The 18,527-nt window shown below is 44.0% G+C and carries 12 protein-coding genes; 4 read left to right on the top strand and 8 right to left on the bottom strand.

From position 1 onward, the window contains the following. Positions 1-370: 370 nt before the first annotated feature. The 5 genes from DXX92_RS01965 to DXX92_RS01945 all read right to left on the bottom strand — a co-directional run bounded on the left by DXX92_RS01965 (position 371) and on the right by DXX92_RS01945 (position 6,668). Positions 371-1,021 (bottom strand): hypothetical protein, encoded by a 651-nt coding sequence (locus DXX92_RS01965; RefSeq protein ID WP_115998885.1) that lies wholly within the window; start codon positions 1,019-1,021, stop codon positions 371-373. Positions 1,022-1,036: 15 nt separating this feature from the next. Next, positions 1,037-1,804 (bottom strand): PEP-CTERM sorting domain-containing protein, encoded by a 768-nt coding sequence (locus tag DXX92_RS01960; RefSeq protein WP_115998884.1) that lies wholly within the window; start codon positions 1,802-1,804, stop codon positions 1,037-1,039. Positions 1,805-2,070: 266 nt separating this feature from the next. After that, positions 2,071-3,744, bottom strand: a complete 1,674-nt coding sequence (locus tag DXX92_RS01955; RefSeq protein ID WP_115998883.1) for a sulfatase-like hydrolase/transferase — start codon at positions 3,742-3,744, stop codon at positions 2,071-2,073. 108 nt (positions 3,745-3,852) lie between these two features. Then, entirely contained in the window at positions 3,853-5,997 is a 2,145-nt protein-coding gene (locus tag DXX92_RS01950; RefSeq protein WP_115998882.1) for a tetratricopeptide repeat protein, read from the bottom strand. Next, positions 5,997-6,668 carry a response regulator transcription factor gene (locus DXX92_RS01945; protein ID WP_115998881.1) on the bottom strand — a complete coding sequence of 224 codons (672 nt, stop codon included), beginning with the start codon at positions 6,666-6,668 and terminating at the stop codon, positions 5,997-5,999. The genes DXX92_RS01950 and DXX92_RS01945 overlap by 1 nt, the downstream gene beginning before the upstream one ends. A gap of 481 nt (positions 6,669-7,149) precedes the next feature. Between DXX92_RS01945 and DXX92_RS01940 the strand changes: the two genes are divergently transcribed. Beyond that, positions 7,150-8,151: an aldo/keto reductase gene (locus tag DXX92_RS01940; RefSeq protein ID WP_115998880.1), complete on the top strand. Its 1,002-nt coding sequence runs from the start codon at positions 7,150-7,152 to the stop codon at positions 8,149-8,151. Between the two features lie 12 nt (positions 8,152-8,163). Continuing rightward, positions 8,164-8,772: a DUF6064 family protein gene (locus tag DXX92_RS01935; RefSeq protein ID WP_115998879.1), complete on the top strand. Its 609-nt coding sequence runs from the start codon at positions 8,164-8,166 to the stop codon at positions 8,770-8,772. A gap of 91 nt (positions 8,773-8,863) precedes the next feature. On the opposite strand, the gene DXX92_RS01930 is transcribed toward DXX92_RS01935, so the two are convergent. The 3 genes from DXX92_RS01930 to DXX92_RS01920 form a co-directional block, all read right to left on the bottom strand. Next, positions 8,864-11,254 carry a TonB-dependent receptor gene (locus DXX92_RS01930; protein ID WP_115998878.1) on the bottom strand — a complete coding sequence of 797 codons (2,391 nt, stop codon included), beginning with the start codon at positions 11,252-11,254 and terminating at the stop codon, positions 8,864-8,866. Positions 11,255-11,786: 532 nt separating this feature from the next. Further along, entirely contained in the window at positions 11,787-13,523 is a 1,737-nt protein-coding gene (locus DXX92_RS01925) for a solute:sodium symporter family transporter (RefSeq protein WP_115998877.1), read from the bottom strand. A gap of 3 nt (positions 13,524-13,526) precedes the next feature. Beyond that, complete coding sequence (locus DXX92_RS01920; RefSeq protein WP_115998876.1) at positions 13,527-15,782, bottom strand: alpha-xylosidase; 2,256 nt, start codon at positions 15,780-15,782, stop codon at positions 13,527-13,529. A gap of 424 nt (positions 15,783-16,206) precedes the next feature. Here DXX92_RS01920 and DXX92_RS01915 point away from each other — a divergent pair, with 424 nt between their 5' ends. Then, positions 16,207-16,956, top strand: a complete 750-nt coding sequence (locus tag DXX92_RS01915) for a GntR family transcriptional regulator (protein WP_115998875.1) — start codon at positions 16,207-16,209, stop codon at positions 16,954-16,956. 611 nt (positions 16,957-17,567) lie between these two features. After that, positions 17,568-18,527: an aldo/keto reductase gene (locus DXX92_RS01910; protein WP_220347618.1), complete on the top strand. Its 960-nt coding sequence runs from the start codon at positions 17,568-17,570 to the stop codon at positions 18,525-18,527.

Raw genomic sequence — 18,527 nt, 5'->3', positions numbered from 1 at the left:
GCATCCAATAGTCAGATCAAAAGCGCCTAATCACTTCCTGCTTTTTGGCTAGCGGTCCAATCGACTAGTACTGCAAGCGATAAAGTGGCGAGTGACTAGCTATGCAATGATTGCGGCGCAGACCTAATCTGACAAATACAGGCTAACAACAAAATATGGAGGGAAAATGGAGATAAACTCACTGATTTAAGTCTAAAAATGCTTTCGAGAAGAAATGTTTATAAGAGGGAATGGCGGTGCCTTAATGGCTCAGCCATTAGCTTAACTCTGGCCTAATAGCTAACAGGTAAAGTAGCTACTAGACCTATGATTTAGAGATTTGCTCTTAGTGGCTAAACCAAAAGGTTTAGCGGCTTAAAGGCTTGGTAACCTATTGATGAACAGAATTTACTTTCCACAACCTTAACGCCGCTAACGCGAGCACAAAAACCGCAATAGAACTAGGCTCAGGTACTGGTGTTGGTGTCGCACTTATCACTTGAATACTATCAATGTTTAAGCCATTGCTTGAGCGATCAAAAATAGAGGCAGCGCGATGACCTGAGCGGACAAATAATTGATCAAAGCCGCCACCTTCAAAGCCCAACACACCTCGCTCTTTTTTGCCAATGTCGAGCGCACCTTCAAATACGACTTGACCGTCATTCCAAAGGCTGTAATGCACCGCCAGATTATTTAAGTTGGGGCCAAGAAAAAGAAACTCTAAGGCAGTAAATTCAGCGCCACTTGCCATAGTAATTTCGGTATAGCCATAATCCCCACCATTGGGATACCAAGAGCGTTCACCTTCTAAGCTAAAACCCAGTGCAATATCATTGCCCGGTTGAGCGAAAATTTGGCGCACTTGAATTCCATCTTCTTCGTAATAGTTTTTACCGCTTTTAAAGGTATTACCAAAGCCTTCAAAGCCGTTAAAATGCGTTAGGTTTGACTCATCAATAAAATCAGTGGTGTTAACCATTAGCCCGGCATTGACAGCAAATGCCAATAAATAGGCGCATAAAAAAACAAGCTTGGTCATACGCTTACCCTCAGTTTACGACAAGGGTTTTGCACGGCGCGTGCAAACCAAAGCCATTAACCCAAATGCAACGAGCACTAGTGGCGCAGGCTCAGGAACTGCGGTTGATTCAGTCGAGCGAACAAGTGCGACACCAAGGCCATTTCGAACGATACTATTAGGACGGTTGTCAAAGAATAAACTGCTACTACCGGGGTTATAAGGAGACGGAATAGGAAAAGGGCCAGGTTCTGGTATATACCAGTCGTCATAAATAGACGCCCAGCCAAAAATATCGCTATTCTCATCACCAAATAGAGCACCGGAAGACTGCCAACCACTTCGATTTAGGGTATCACCAAACAATGAGATCAGAATTAGTTCTCGATCATCAGCGCTTTCCAGATCGCCATCGGCACCTGATTCATATGATTCAGACTTTCCGTCTTGCCAATCAAATTCGCCATAACTAAGCTCAAATCCATTAAATAATTCAGCCATCTGTGCACCAGACGCTAATTGCCAGCCATCATTAGCATAGGTTGATAACGCTTGATCGATAGACATGCCATCTGTAACTGACCATTGCAGCCATTCAAGGTTATTGCCAGAGTCGGTGACAATATTGGAGTCACTATCAAGCGAATAGTCGCTGATAAGCCCAGCAGAACTGGTTGGCGAAACTAGACTAGCAATACTCAGCATAATGCCTAAGCCTAATTTAAATGAGGCTAACCTAAATGAGCTTAGTTTGAGTGCGTTACCTTTCTTGTTTACCACCTTTAGAGATGTATTAGATGTCATCGCCATTTCCTTGCAAAAAAGTTGTTACTAAAACCGATGGCTTAAAATTAACAACAAAATATGGAGGAAAAGTGGATAGCTATAAGGTATCTATAAGTTTTTTGGGGAAACAGCGCCGTGTATAAGTCGGGCAGGATAAAAGTCGCGCTGGATAAAAATCACGTAAGGTAGAAATCAGATAAACCAAATGCCATGTAAGGCAACCAAGAGCAAGCGCTCAGGTCTTGCTCTTGTCAACCAAATCAAGCAAACAAGGATTGCTTGATTTACTCACCGCGAATGCGCACACCTTCGGCATTAAGCTCCGCCACAATACTCGACAAAGCGTCGTCGTTAATAAGATTTTCAGTTTCATCGATGTCTTGGCTTATCTGGTATAAGGCTTGTGGCTGACCATCTAAAGCAAGCAGTTTGTAATCTTGATTTCTCACTGCCCAGCCCGTTGCGTTATCGCGAATAAATTCCGTGTAGTTAAATTGGCGCAGTGGCTGCTCAGCGCTGCTCAGTAAAGCGTAAAAGCTATAACTATTGTTGATTTGATTAGCGGTGCTCTGCTCACTCGCAGCGCCAACAAACTGACTGATAGTGGCAAAAATATCCGTACTATTAATGAGCGCATCTTCTCGCTGATTTTCACGTTCTACGCCATAACCAGCCGCAAGCATCGGCACCCTAACCCCACCTTCGTATAGCGAGTTTTTACTGTGACTGCTGCTAAAAACACGCGTACCAATCACACCGCCTGGCGTGCCGTTATCCCCTAAATAAATAATTAAGGTGTTGTCTCGCTCGTCCTCTGGCAGCGACGCCAGTAGCCGCCCAATTTCACTGTCCATCGCTTCAATAGCAGCCAAATAATATTCCCGTCGGTTGCTTTGGATATCTGATGCTGTGCCAGTTAAATGTGAGCGCGAGTGGAGTTCAGCTGGCGGTAAATGAAACGGCGAATGCGGTGCCACGTAAGCAAGCCATAAGAACCACGGGCGTTCTTGCTGGTTTTGCTCTGCCAGCCAATCAACAGCAAGATCAGTAATACCAGATGTGTGATAATCAGAGCGTTCACTGGTTTGCCCCATTTCAGTTAATTGCCATTGGTAGTAATCATCAATTGTACCGGCGATAGTACCTGCATAGTAATCAACACCGCTGTCAGTGGGGTGGCTTAAATCAGGGTTGGCACCGCCCAAATGCCACTTACCAATCACTGCGGTTTGGTAATCGCTGTCGATGCTTTTTATTTGTCTTTGCAAGGTATTAGTATTGGCATCCATTACCGCAGGAACAAAATCAACACCGCTGTTAATGCCGTGCAGCCCAGTAATTATGGTTGCTCGTGTTGTGGTGCAGGCAGGGGTAGCCCAGACATTGTCGAATACTAGTCCTTGAGCAGCCAAGGCGTCCAAATTAGGGGTTACGGGTAAGTCTATCGAAAGGTTGTATTGGGCAGATGCATCAAGCCCTTGGTCATCAGCAATAATCAGTAAAATATTGGGTTTGCCAGCAGTATCGCCAGAAGACGCAGCTATCACGATTTCACTTTCACCACTGGCAACCGATTCAGCAAAATTATCGCCATCAGTGTAACTAATTACCACAGATAAACTCGCACCAATATCTTGTTCAACAATCACGTAGCTGCTAGCTACGGCACCGCTAATTTGCACGTGATTTTCGCCCACTAACCGTCGCCATTGATAATTAAATTCGCCGAGTCCATTGGTATCTGCCAAGTTTTGCGTAACGTCCAATGTTTGCCCAACAACTGCCTCGCCAACTAGCGTGATACTGCCACTTGGCGCACTGTTTGTTGGTACCGGGCTGTCAGGAACTACAGGTGTTGGCTCGTTGGCGTTATTCGACTCTCCACCATTGCCACCACCGCCACAGGCGGTAAGGAAAACGAGTAGATAAGCTGTCATCAACACCGGATACTTCATCATTCAACCTTGTTTCTCTTTGTTTAGCCTTATTGAATGCTATTCAACCTTAATTAGCCTTATTCAACTTGCGTGTTTAGCGGCCATTAAGTCGTTGCAAACTTACGTGATTTATAGACTAAAAGTAACTTTTAGCCCTCCTAACGCGCTCTGCTCTGCACTTATTTCGCCGCCATGGGCTTTAATTAAACTTTCGCATATTGCCAAGCCCAACCCTGAGCCCCCCGTTTGACGGCTGCGAGAAGATTCAACTCGATATAAGCGAGTAAATATCTTGCCTAGCTTGTCTTCACTCACTGTCGGTGCTGTGTCTTCAACACTGACCACAAGTTGCTGATTTTCGATAGCTGCACTTAGCACAATCTTGCCGGGTTTATCGGTATAAACGGTGGCATTAGACAACAAGTTATCAATTACCTGCTTAATGCGTTCGGTATCCATCGATTTACGCGTATTAGCAAGTGCCAACTGGCAGCCCCATGCGAAACCACTATTTTCCACTGTACTTTGCCAGTCTGCTTGCCAGCGCTCAAATAAGGGGGCAAGTTCCACTTCTGTTTGGTTAAGTTCAATGGCGTTGGTATCGGCTTGGGCCAGTTGGTAGATGTCCGCAATCAAGCGATTAATTTCATTCACCTTACCTGCCAATTTGTCGTAACTGTCTTCAACATTACTCACTAGGTCGTATTGCAGCGCCTGAATTTGCAATTTTAAGGCAGTGAGTGGCGTGCGCAGTTCATGGGAAACATCCGCAAATAGTTGCTGCTTTTGTTGAAGTGCTTGTTCAAATAAGTCGGCTTTTAGCACCGCTAACTTGCGTCGTTGGATAAGAAAAATTACCAGCACAATAAACACAATGCTTGATGCCAACATCATAACAACAAGGCGCTGTTTAACGGCCTCTTGCACTTCTATGGCTTGTGCCTGCTCAGCTTCTTTTTGTTCTAATTGGCTAACCTTTAATTGCTCTTCTAACAGGTTTAAGTCACCTTTATAGCGCTCAGATTTTTCGCGTAGATCTTCGTTGTCTAGTTTTTGTTGCAGCGCAAAGCTAGTGCTTAGGTGTTGATTTGCCTTTTTATAGTCATTTAGCGGCTGGTAAACATCCGCTAGCAGTTTGTTCACCTCTAATTGTACAGGCTCCAATGACAACTCATCAGCAATCGCAAGGGCTTTGAGTAGTTGCGTTAACGCTTGCTGGTAATTCTGTTGTTCCAAGCTATATTTTGCTTTTTCAATATCAACTGACATTATTTGATATTTTGACTGCGATTGTGCCGCACTTTTTTCCGCCAGTTCTAAGCTTTTTAATTGTTCTGTTTGATCGGCAAGATCGCGATAAATTCTCGACTGTTGCAGGTAAGCCCGTGACAGTTCTTGCGGAGCCTTAATTTTGACGAGTTGTTGAATCGCTTTTTGGTTGTTTTGTAACGCCTTTGTATGTTGTTCAAGCGCAGAATAAGCATGTGCAAGGCCCGTATAGTCGTACGCAACATTACCCAAATCACCCAATTCTAAATCAATTTCCAGCGCTTGTTGATAATAGCTTGCCGCTTTTTTGGGTTCGTGAGAGTCGCGAAAAACATCCCCTAAATTATAGTAAACCGTTGCGCGATACCCTTTACTACCACCGCGCTCTACCGCTTCTCGAGCTTGCAATAAATACTTAATGCCATTAGCCAAATCACCGTTATCTTTGTGTACTACACCAAGGCTATTTAATGTAAGTAACAGCCCTGTATCGTCTTTCATTTCTTTATATTGGGCTAGGGCAAGTTCAAAATGCTGTTTTGCTGCTAGAATTTTCCGTTGCGCCATTAGCGAATTACCTAACACATAATAAGTATTGGCGAGTAAAGGTTGGTGAGAAGCTTTAGCAATCGCTGCTGCGCTCCGTGCATATTTCTCAACTTCGCGGTGATTATTGCGTCTTGATTCAAACGACGCTTGTGTTAATAAGCTTTCCACTTGGTATTTAGGTGGGTAATTATCAAAACCTTGCGAGACATCTTGCAGCACAGCTTCAGCTTGTTCAAACCGCCCTGTTTTCCAATAAAGTTCCGCAATACGAATTTTCGCACTAACACGAACACCTTGATCTTGATGTTCAAACAATGCAGTTAAACGCGCTTCGTTTTCAGCAGATGGCACTTCTGTTGCCACAATTTCATCTAACAAGTCTTGATAGTTTGATTCGAAAGCGAACACTTGTGCTGAAGTCAATAACAGCAGTAAAGCAACAATAACATTACGCATTAGCTAGTAGGCTCTTGGTTAAAACGATAGCCGGCACCATAGACCGATTGAATATGAGCAGGGTCTGCGCCATTTTGTTTAATTTTTCTTCGTAAGTTCTTGATATGGCTATCAACAGCGCGGTCAGTGATATCACGATAATCGGCATAAATAAGCTCGATAATTTGATCTCGCGAAAATACGCGATTAGGCGAGTTGTAGAGCAAGGTAAATAATTTAAACTCACCTAATGTAAAATCCACCATCGCACCATTAAAGGTTACGGTAAGCTGTTCTTCATCAATTACCCAGGGCTGATAATGCACTTGTCCCTCTGTTCGGCGCAGTAGCGCTTTAATTCTTAGCAGCAACTCCTGAATATCAAAGGGTTTGCACAGGTAATCATCGGCGCCAGTTTCTAAGCCAGCGAGTTTATCGCCTTGCTCAACCAAGGCGGTAAGCATAATAATCGGCACATCAAACGATTGACGAATTTCTTGCGTGCAGGTTAAGCCATCAACATTAGGCAGCATAATGTCCATAATGATTAAGTCAGGCTGATTCAATTGCACCGCGCCGATCACCTCAGCCCCATCGTCAACATGGACAACGTGATAGCCTTCATTGCGCAGAAATAGCTGAATTAACTCAACAATATCGGCATCATCTTCGACAAGCAAAATAGTTTTCATATGAAATTTAGCCCCTAGCCTTTACTATTAAAGGATCAAAATATGGAGAAAATATGGAAGCGATTGCGGCAATTCCTAGTGTTTTAGTCTCTAGTCAGGTCGCTATAAAACAATAAAGCAATAACGTAAACTTGTTTTAGATTACCCCTTGGACAATAAGAATAAAAGATTTCATATTCTGAATAACCCAACAAAATATGGATTGGAAATGGATAAATCGCCTGCGATTAGTCAGCAGGTTCCAATGGCTAAAAAGAGCTGATAATTCAACCAAAACTTACTAGAAAAGCAGTTATAAAAAGCACTGTTTTGCAAATAAAGCATGAATCAATTAGCTTGTGGTTACAGTAAATGAATACCTAGTTTTACCGTGAAAATATTGCCAATTGTCGCATCCCCGTCTATCTGCTTAATCAGTACTCAATAAAAGAGCTATGCTCAATAGAGTGAGCAAATAGCGAAGCAGATATTCGGGTGAATTATGGCAATCAAAGATAAACAACTGACCAGACGCGCGCTGTTAACCACATTAGCTAAGCTTGGTATTGGCGTTAGTTTATTACCCTTATCAACCGTTGCTCAACAGCACAACCAATCGCTTAACCCCAATACTATTGCCTACCAGCTAAAAGCCGCAAAATTTCTTAAAAAAACGATCCCCAGTACAGGGCAGACGATTCATCCGATTGGCATGGGCACATGGATTACCTTTAATGTTGGCAAGGATACGGTACTGCGCAACGAGCGCACTAAAGTGCTCGATACTTTCTTTCAGCTTGGCGGCGAAGTGGTCGACTCATCACCAATGTATGGCTCTGCCGAAGAAGTGCTAGGCTATGGATTAACAAAACTCAAAGCTAATAGCGGCAACTATCCATCATCGCTATTTGCCGCTACAAAAACATGGACAAGTTCAAAAAGTGAGGGCAAACAACAATTTAAAGACTCGCAACAGTTATGGCAGCAAGCACGCTTTGCGCTACTGCAAATTCATAACTTAGTGGCGTGGCAACAACACTTGCCAATGCTGCGTGAACTTAAGCAGCAAGGACTGCTCAAATACATTGGCGTGACTACCTCACACGGCCGTCGGCATCGCGAATTAGCAAAAATTATGGCAACTGAGCCGATTGATTTTGTCCAACTCACTTACAATATTCTCGATCGCGAAGTTGAGCAGGAATTACTGCCACTTGCACAAGATAAAGGGATTGCTATTATCGCAAATCGACCATTTCAAGGTGGACGTTTAATGCAACGATTTGAACGAGAGCCATTGCCAGCATGGGCAACTGAATTAGGTTGTGATAATTGGCCACAATATTTTCTGCGCTTTGTGATCAGCCACCCTGCACTCACTTGCACCATTCCAGCGACGTCAAAAGTTGAGCATATGCAGGAAAACATGAGCGGTGCTAATATCATGCCATTGCCAAATGCTCAGCAGCGCCAGCAAATGATAGCTTATCTCAACACCTTATAACGATGAAGCCTAGTGTTTGCCGATTTACTTAGCCAATTGTTTAGCTATTCACTTCATGACTTTTTGTTGTTTTCGCCAGAAGTGTATTGGCGGTTAGTCACGAACTACCTCAACGCGCATCAACTGATCGGTGCCGATGTTGCGATCGCCACCAGCATCGCGGTTTATCTGCTCGTAAAACACCGTTATCCTAGGTTAGTGTTGTGCTTTATTGCCATACTCTGGCTTTGGTTGGGCTGGCAGTTTTACCTGACTCACTATCAAACCATTAACTACCACGCCAGCTACCTTGGCTTTATCTGTTTGTTACAGGTTGCTTTATTGTTAGCGCTAGCCATAAAAGAAAATTACTTTCAAAATAAAGCCGTTAACGCAAAAAAAATAACCGTTGGTTTGATTATCAGTACTATGCTGACCATGCCAATTTTAGCAGTTAGCAATGGCTTGCCTTGGTCGGCAGGTATGGCGGGGCTAATGCCGATTCCTACCGTGATTTTAAGCCTGTTTTTCACCAGTCAACTTGCCTCAAGGTGGCGTTACCTATTGTATCCACTGCCTGTATTGATTGCTGTTGTCGAGCTACTGACATTGGACTTACTCACTTGGCAGCTTATTACCTAAACTGTTAAATAGATTTAAAATCGAACTTGGTTTGAAAACAAAAACACCGCCGATGCGATGTTTTTGCTAGGTAAATACCTTGATAGTTCGTTTAGAAGTTTGCTCTAAACTGGACACCAAAATGGCGATCCGCATCACGCGGCACTTGATAACGGAAGCTATCGCCACTGTAGGTAGTAAAGAAGCTTTCGTCCGTTAAGTTTTTACCAATAAAGGTAACGCGGTACGCATCGTCATTAAACGACAAGGCAACACTTGCATTCAAAATGCCATAGTCAGGTAATAATACGGCAGGATTAAACTCTCCATTATTGTTTGGCAAAGTCGCAAACTGCTCATCGGTATAGATGTATGAAGCATTGAGCAATACTTCCATACCGTCCATTTCCCATACGTAATCAGCGGTTAGGTTGTATTTCAAATCAGGCGAAAATGGCACATCTAAGCCAGAACGATCGGTACAGGCTGCGCCATCAGGACAGAAAAACTCATCAATTTCGGCATCAACACTCGCTAAGCCGCCAGACAAGCTAAGTTGGTCAGTTGCCTGCCATAGAAAATCAATTTCAAAACCTTGAGTGCTCACATCACCCGCGTTAGTCAAACGGGTAATCGTCACCCCTGATGAGTTATCAAAGTTATTGGCTTGAAAGCCCTCAATGTCAGTACTGAAAATCGCAGCATTAACCATTAAGTTGCCCATCGCGTACTTGTAACCAAGCTCATACGAATCAGAAACTTCATCACCAATGGCTGCGGTATCTTTTTCCGCCATATTGTAGAAAACATTAAAACCAGGGCCTTTATAGCCTTGCGCATAGGTTGCGTACACCATGCCCATATCGCCAAGGTCATACTGTGCACCTAACTTAACCGAAGTATTTGTTTCTGTGGTTTTACCATCAAAATTAGTGTTTTCACTGGCCGGACGAACACCAACACCGCGGCGGCCATAAACGTCGTTACTGATGCGGTTATGCATAAACTGCACTTCATCATCGGTATAACGCAAGCCAAACAACAAGCGGAAATCTTCACTGACATGATAACGACCATCACCAAACACCGCCCAGTTGTTAAACTCGGTGCGCATAAAGGCAGTGGCGCTGACAATATCATTGGCGTTACAGGTAATGCCCTCTTGGCTAATAAAGTCGGCAACGTCCTGCTCACTTGGGTTCGCTACGCCAAGCTCATTTTCAAGATAGAAGCCTATTTCACTAGCCAGTTGACCATTATTGTTTTGACAGCTGGCATCACGGGTAAAATTACGCTCTGAATCTTTTTGCCAGAAAAACGCGCCTACTAACCATTCCAGCGACTGGCCAACGGGCGAGGTTAAACGAAATTCTTGTGAGAACTGATCCCAGCTTTGTGGACCAATATCGTGCAGTTGAAATGGCACGCCAAATACAGGCTCAGTTGATTCACCAGCGATAGAGGTAAAGTCACCTTCTCGAAATTCGGTGTTTTCCCACTCGCGATACGCGGTGATCGAAGTAAACGTATAGTCGCCAAAGTCATGCTCTAATTGCATTGAAAAGGCGGTATGCTCGTCAATCGTGCGGGATTCAAAATCGTGATCTACTCTGCGTTGATCTAGGTCTAAATCGGCAACACCATTAACAATCCCGTCACTGTTTGGTGCAGCTTCTGACGCTGGGTTGCGGCCGCTTGGTAAACCTTCAATGTCGGCACAACAATCGTCGTCAGCATCCATGGTCTCGAAGATAAACAACATATTGGTGTTGTTGCTGATCTCAGCATCAACCATCAGACGCATACCTTCTTTGTCATAGCCGTTTACTTGCTCATTGTTGTAAACGTTAAATATGTTGCCATCAAATGCCGATTTAGTTGCGACTAAGCTAGCATTAACATTGTCTGTTATTGCCCCTTCAATTTTTGCCTTTAAGCGATATTCGTTGTCTTGCAACAAGGTCGCTTCAACCATACCTTCAGTCTCGCCAGTTGGCCGTTTAGTGGTAATGTTAACCACACCTGCTGACGCATTTTTACCAAACAGTGTACCTTGTGGGCCACGTAAGACTTCGATGCGCTCTAAATCATATAAATCTGTAAATGCTTGGCCAGAGCGGCCTAGCACGACACCGTCGACTACTGTAGACACGCTAGGCTCTGCCGCGACACTAAATGAAATGGTACCGATGCCGCGAACCGTGATTGCCGAGTTTCGCGTTGTTGTGCCTTTTCTAAAACTGACAGAAGGCACTAAGGTTTGTAGCCCTTCAAAGCCAGCGGTAAAGGTATTGTCGATTTGATCACTACGCAATACCGAGACGGCAACCGGAATTTCCGATAACCGCTCTACACGCTTTTGTGATGTGACCGTAATACGTTCGATCTCACTTTCGTCATCTGCCGCTTCGGCAGCGAAAGCTTGAGTTGGTAAGGCTGTTATTGACAAGGCAGTTGCTACCGCCAAGCCTAACTTGTTTAGCTTGCTGTTGCTTAAGTTCATGTCCATCTCCCTCACTATTTTTTATTAGTGTTATATCGCTTTGCGATCGCTCTACGGCGATTTTTACGTGGGAATAACGGATGACCTCATTTGTTAACTGGCAATGCCGAAACAAAGCCTGAACAAAACTTTCCGAGAACTGCTTCCTTGACGCTTGTTGTCTATTCAGTCGCAAAATACAGCCAGACTAATTGAATCTTTATTAGCAGGGCTGTGGATTTCACACTGAAATTATTGTTATTTGTTTTTCTTGTTTTTTATTCTTAATGCCTTTTTACAGTCATAGTAAATGTGCATTTAGTTGTGCTTTAGCCAGCTTCAACCTGCTTGAGTTGCACATTATTTAAACAATACTGTACTGGCTAAAATACCATAATACAATATATATCTTATATAAGACCTAAACGACTTTAGCTAACTATAGATCACAATCGCTAGTTTGCTATTTATTTCAATTATCAGCATGGGTTTGGCGGCTAGTTTGTGATCAAACTGCATACTACAGTTGAGCAATCCATTTTATCTAACATGCTCAGACCTTATTGATCTGTACCGTATTAACACTGCACTGGTACTTCTTCTGCCAGCGCTTGATACTCCACACGCACAGCGCAATATTTACTAGTAAAATTGCCGCACTTATGCCGTAAAACATCGACCAAGACCCTGTCACTACGCCCAATGGCGAGAAGAATACATAACTTATAATAATCAATGACACTAAGCTGATAGCAACCGGATGAGCATAGCGCCAAGGTACTAAATCAACGGTATTTTTATGATGATAAAAACGCTGCTCTTCTGTTGGCTGGAAGTAACCAAATAACAGCATAATGGCGGTTTCAGTGACAAATAAAATCGCATAGATGTGAATAAAGTTAATATCCACATCCCAAATAAATTTGAGCAGCGCGTATGCAAGCACATGGAAAATAATCACTACCTTAGCAGCAATAGCGGGTACGCGACGAGTAAACAAACCTACAATCACAATGGTGATTACAGGAATATTATAAAAGCCGGTAAATACCCGAATAATTTGCCATAACCCCTCTGGCGCGAACATCAGCAATGGCGCAACCACAAAAGAGAACAGCGCGATAATGACACTGGCAATTTTGGCGACTTTGATCAGTTGTTCATCACTGACTTTGTCTTTTTTCAGTGGCGCGTAAACATCTAAACAAAATAAAGTGGCGGCGCTGTTAAGTAAGGAATTAAACGAGCTAAATACAGTGCCAAGTAATACCGCTAAGAAAAAGCCAGCGAGCGACACAGGTAACACATCTTTCACTAACCTAGGATAAGCCATATCGATGGTTTCTAGCTGACTGGTTTGATACAAATGAAACGCGATCACCCCAGGGATCATCATCAAAAATGGCACTAATAATTTGAAATAGCCGGAAAGCAGCACCCCTTTTTGCCCTTCTGCTAAATTCTTTGCGCCAAGTGTCCGCTGAATCACGTACTGGTTGGTACACCAATAGAACAAGTTGGCGAAAATCATGCCGGTAAATATGGTGCCAAACGGTACCGGATCCGTTGGCTGGCCAATTGCATTGAGTTTGTCAGTATGCTCAGTTAATACTGTGGTAACCCCAGCCGTGAAACTACCACCGCCCAACATCATAAATCCTAAGACGGGTACTAAAATACCAATGATTAGCAAGCCAACGCCGTTGATAGTATCGGAAACCGCCACCGCTTTCAGGCCACCAAAAATCGCGTAAACGGCACCAACACTGCCGACCATAATAATGGTTAACACCAAAGATTGTTGATAGCTCAACGACAATAAGGTAGGAATATCGAAAAGTTTAAGTACGGCAACAGAGCCGGAATACAAGACCGACGGAATGGTGATCAAACCATAGCCAACCATAAACAACACCACAGTCATCCGCCTTACTGTGTCATCGAAACGTTGCTTTAAAAATTCAGGGAGTGTGGTAAAAGCACCAGAAAGGTAACGTGGCAAAAACACTAAAGCCATAATAATGGTGGCAATGCCAGCCGTGACTTCCCATGCCATGGCACTGAGGTTATAGCCAAATGCCGACCCATTTAAGCCAATAAGTTGCTCAGCAGATAAGTTGGTCAACAACATAGAGCCAGCAATAAAAGTGCCTGTTAAGCCTCGTCCTGCGAGAAAATAACCATCTTTAGAATCAGCAACCCCTTTGGTTTTTTGGTAAGAAATCCAAGCCACTAGCCCCATAAAAAACAAGCAGCTAATCAAGGTAAAAGCGATATCTTGACCAGCCATGAATTATTCTCCACCCTTTGCTATTTCAGCGTCAGGCCAATAACGAGCGATGCTGGCAACCGATTTACCCTGTGCCTTGAGCTGTTCAGTATGCTCAACAGCATCGCCAAGCGGAATGACATCGCCCTCGCGAATAAACACTGCATAGTCATCTAACGCCAGCTTTTCTTGATAAACACGACCACCTTGATAGCGAGTTAATGCCTCAGTATCTGGATTAAAACGCAGCCAGTTATTTGCGTCACTAACCGAGGCTTGTGTTGAACCTTGCGTTGAGGCTTGTGTGGAGCCTTGTGTTGGGGAGTGAGGCAAATAAAACTCAATATCGCCTCCTGCCTGTAAGCAAGGAACAACCAAGAGCTTGTCACCAAACATAAACTGATCTTCAAACGCCCATGCTTGTCGCTCATTTGGAAACGCAAGCACCATTGCACGCTGAATAGGTAACCCTGTTTCTGTAGCTTGCGCCATGGTTTGGTGTAGATAAGGCAGCAACTGATAGCGCAGCTTCAATGCTTTGTTCGCTGCATATTCGGCGCCTTCACCATAGCTCCACGGCTCTCGCTGACCGATACCATGCAAACGCATATGGGCGGAAAATACCGCCGATTGGATCCAACGAACATAAAGCTCGGCGTCTCTCGTATCTTTATAAAAACCGCCAACATCAGTCGCATAAAAAGGCGCTGCGGTTAAGCCCCACGACTGACCACCGCGCAAGCTTGCTGCCAACCCGCCCCAATCGGCTTGAGGGTCGCCTCCCCACTGAGCGGGGTAGCGTTGTGATCCCGTCCACGCTGAGCGACTAAATAAAAACGCGCCATTTTCGCTAAATTTCTCAGCCGCCTCATAGACACAGCGGTTGTATAGCAAGCTATAAACATTGTGCAGTGCCATGCCTGATTCACCATTGCTAGCGAGCATATTGTCGTCTTCAATTTGTTCACCAAAGTCCGCTTTGATCATATCAATACCTAACTCAAACAAGCTTTGGTGGCTATCGCGCCAAAAGGCATACGCATCGGGGTGGGTGAAATCTAAAATGCCAGATTTGGGCAATGGAGTAAGCACTTCGCCAAAAGCGCTCATGTCCCATTCGTATTGATAAGCTTGCCCTGTGCGTCTGTCTTTTATCAGCCAACCTTTATCTGCCAATTGATGATATAGCGGATTTTCAACCGAAATTAGCGGATATTCCCAAATGCAAATTTTGAATTGCATCGCTTTAAGCTGGTCGATTATCGGTTTGGGGTCGGGGTAGCGAGTTTTATCCCACTCAAAGGCAAAGCGAGTATCAGTGTCTTGCCATGCACGGCCATCAAGGGTAATTACGTCACACGGCATTTGCTGCTGCCGAACTATTTTTGCCGTGGCTAACAATTCATCTGCATCTTGGTAATAGGCTTTGGAAAGAATAACTCCCAAGCTCCACTGAGGTGGCATAGGTGCCTTGCCCGTTAATTCGGTATAGGTCTGAATTAATTGCTCGCCATTACACCCAGTAAATATAAATATGTCGAGCGAGCTATCTTCAACAAGCACGCCATAACTTCGCTGTGACCAAGGTGCATAGCCAACGCCATGAGTCACTGGTGATGGCGTGTGAACAAACAGCCCCCAACCGTTTGGGCTCCAGGCAAATGGGGAGTTTTTATAAGAAATTTCTGCGTTTACGCCGAGCGCATCGTGGTTAAACGAGCGAATCAGTTGGCCGCGTTTATCGAGCTTCCCCCACTTTTCACCCAAGCCATAAACAGGCTCGCTACTGCCCAACTCGAATGCCATAAACCAACCTTGCTCAATACGGGCAAGTGGCGGTAAACGATAACGACGAACAAAGTGACCATCGGTAGCAGATTGCAGAACGGTTTTGGTGTTGCGTTTTACTTGAATGGCAAAAGGTTGATGAGCGACAACTACTTCGGTATCACCAGCGCTAATAATCGATTCTTGGCCACCTTTGGTTAGCTTGACGCTATGGTTATCTTCTTGGTTGGGGTTAGCGTCTTGGTTGGGATTAACGTCTTGATTGGCGCTCAATGATAAGCTTTTCGCAACAGGGTTGGTGACCAACATTTGATAGTCATAATCAATACGTTGACCCAATTGCAGGCGAACGCCAAATTGATTTACGCTCAAATACAAGTCGCCACGATCCGTTGGGATCACGGCATGATCATCTTGCACTCTGATGTTATCGATAACCTTAACGGCATCAATAGTGTCCCAGCTTGGCGAGTCAACACTAAAGCCTGACATTGCTTCCCCCTTGTGATACAGACCTTAGTAATGCGTTTTTTAATCGTTATGTAATGCTTATTTTGGTGCTCGCTACGATGACAACTTTGAATGATTTTATAGTAAGTTTAGTGTCAGCAAAGCTAATTCTTAGGTCTTATATAAGAATATAAACTACCTTAGTTCGGTTATTTGTCAAACTTATTTTTTAACCACCTTGTTTAAGATTTGAGCACCGCTTGAGCATTAATAGCTTTTATATTAGCGCTAACATTTACTCATTATTTTATGCAATTTACTTTTCTATCTGGCTAAGTATGATAGAAAGAGTGAAATTCTTATATAAGATAAAAGAAAGCCTTAACCTGCATAGTCATTGTCTTTTGCACAGCGTTAGGTAGTGAAAATATAGAGTGTCGATTCGCTTATTTGAATAGGAATAAAGATGGCTGATACTGAATTCGGTAATAAACTTGGCACTTCTGGCTTAGCCTTCTTGCCACTGTACAAACAAGTGGAAAAACACGTTACTCAATTAATTGTTGAGCAACGCTGGAAGCCCGGCGATATGCTGCCCAGTGAGTTTCAACTGGCTAGTGAGTTTGGGGTCAGCCAAGGCACAGTGCGTAAAGCGCTCAATACCCTAACCGATGAAAAAGTACTAACCCGCAAGCAAGGCTTAGGAACTTTTGTCGCAGAGCATACCGGCATGCCAGCATTGTACCGATTCTTCCCGCTGGTCGCCGATAATCACAGCCCAGAGCTACCCATATCCGAAGTGCTATCGTTAACCATTGAACCCGCAAATAAAACCATTGCGAAAGAACTGGATGTAAAAGCTAAAACCAAAGTGGTTGTGCTCAAGCGTCGCCGTACATTGAATGGTGAATATTGTTTGCTAGAAGATATTTACATGCCCTATTCCGCATTTACTGGCATAGAAAACGAACCAGAAATTCCCCATACCCTTTACCACTTTTATCAGACCAACTTTAATCTGACGGTGCATAAAACAGAAGATAAAATCAAAGCGATTCTGGCCGACGAAGCTGATGCTGATTTACTCGCCATAGCGCACGGCTCGCCATTGTTAATGTTTACTCGTTCAACTAAGTCGCTAAACGATCAAATAATAGAATATCGCATCACCCGCTGCCGCTCAGATCACTACCACTACTTAGTAAATTTTGACTAGGGCGTGTTAATCTTTCAGGGTTGTTTTTGCAGCAGTCTGTTTGGGTTTTATACAAGGCGACACTTGTGCAGTGTAGTCATTCTCCATAAATAAGTGCCAACACAGTAGAAAATTCAAACAGACGCTGCCCCTTTATTTTATGTTGAGGGGGTTCATCTAAACGCTTCCTGCTCATTGTTGCTCGATTTTTACATACGACGGCATGGATGCAGGAGGTAGAGCGACTCAGGAGACAAAGCCGAGAACGACTATGCGACAAAGCGAGCGCCGTGATCAGAAAGCGTTTAGATTGAACAAAATTCAATCTCGAAAGATCAACACGCCCTCGTTCTTCCTTCTGCAGGTAAATTTGTTTAACTCATTTACCTGCCGATTTTCCTCTATCTTACGCCACCAATTTAGGCTCAACGTATAACAGTTTTGTTGTTATCGGCTCTCAACTTACTCCTAGCTGGCAACCAACCGGACACTGCCACTGATGATTTTTTCATCTATTAATTGACACCTGAAATCACCAACGCTAACTTATAGTCTTATATAAGATATAACTTTAATGTTAGGCAATATCTCTAACAGCGGTAACTACTTTTCAATTTCAGAGCGAGTAAGTGATGGCAACAACGACTATGCCTCAGGTCGGCTTAGGCCTATGGAAGATTGCAAAACAAGACTGTGCACAAACCGTATACGATGCCATTAAAGCGGGTTATCGCCACCTAGACAGTGCCTGTGATTACGGCAATGAAATTGAAGTCGGCCAAGGCATTGCCAAGGCCATAGCTGATGGGCTGTGCAGCCGTGAAGAGCTTTGGATCACTTCTAAGCTATGGAATACCTACCACGCACCAGAACATGTGCAGCCCGCGTTAGAAAAAACACTGAGCGATCTAGGCGTAGATTACTTAGATCTGTATTTAATCCACTTTCCTATTGCTCAAGCCTATGTGCCGATTGAAGAGCGCTATCCACCGGAATGGTTCTTCGATCCAGAGGCAGAGAACCCGAGTATGAAACTCGCCCAAGTGCCGCTACATAAAACTTGGGCTGCAATGGAAGATCTTGTAGATAGTAGCCTAGTGAAAAATATAGGCATCTGTAATTACAATTCAGCACTCATGCATGATTTGATGACCTATGCCCGTATTAAACCCTACGCCTTGCAAATTGAATCGCACCCTTACAACACCCAAGAGCGTTTAATTGCCATGACCAAAGCCTATGGCGTAGAAGTCACAGCATTTTCACCGCTTGGGGCACTCTCGTATTTAGAATTAGATATGGCAGGTGCTGATGAATCTGTACTCACCCAGCCAGCGGTAGTTGCCGCCGCTGAGCGCTTAGGGAAAACACCAGCACAAGTAGTGCTGCGCTGGAACGTGCAGCGGGGCTGCTCAATTATTCCCAAGAGTACCAAGCTTGGACGTTTAAAAGAAAATATTGCGATTTTCGACTTTGCTCTCAACGACGAAGAGATGGCCGCGATTAGCGCATTGAATCTTGATAAGCGCTTCAATGATCCTGGGCATTTTTGTCAAGCAGCCTTTAATACGCTTCACCCAATTTACGACTAG

The organism is Thalassotalea euphylliae, from assembly GCF_003390395.1.
Lineage (GTDB): Bacteria > Pseudomonadota > Gammaproteobacteria > Enterobacterales > Alteromonadaceae > Thalassotalea_F > Thalassotalea_F euphylliae_C.
This window is presented reverse-complemented; position numbering and strand designations above follow the sequence as displayed.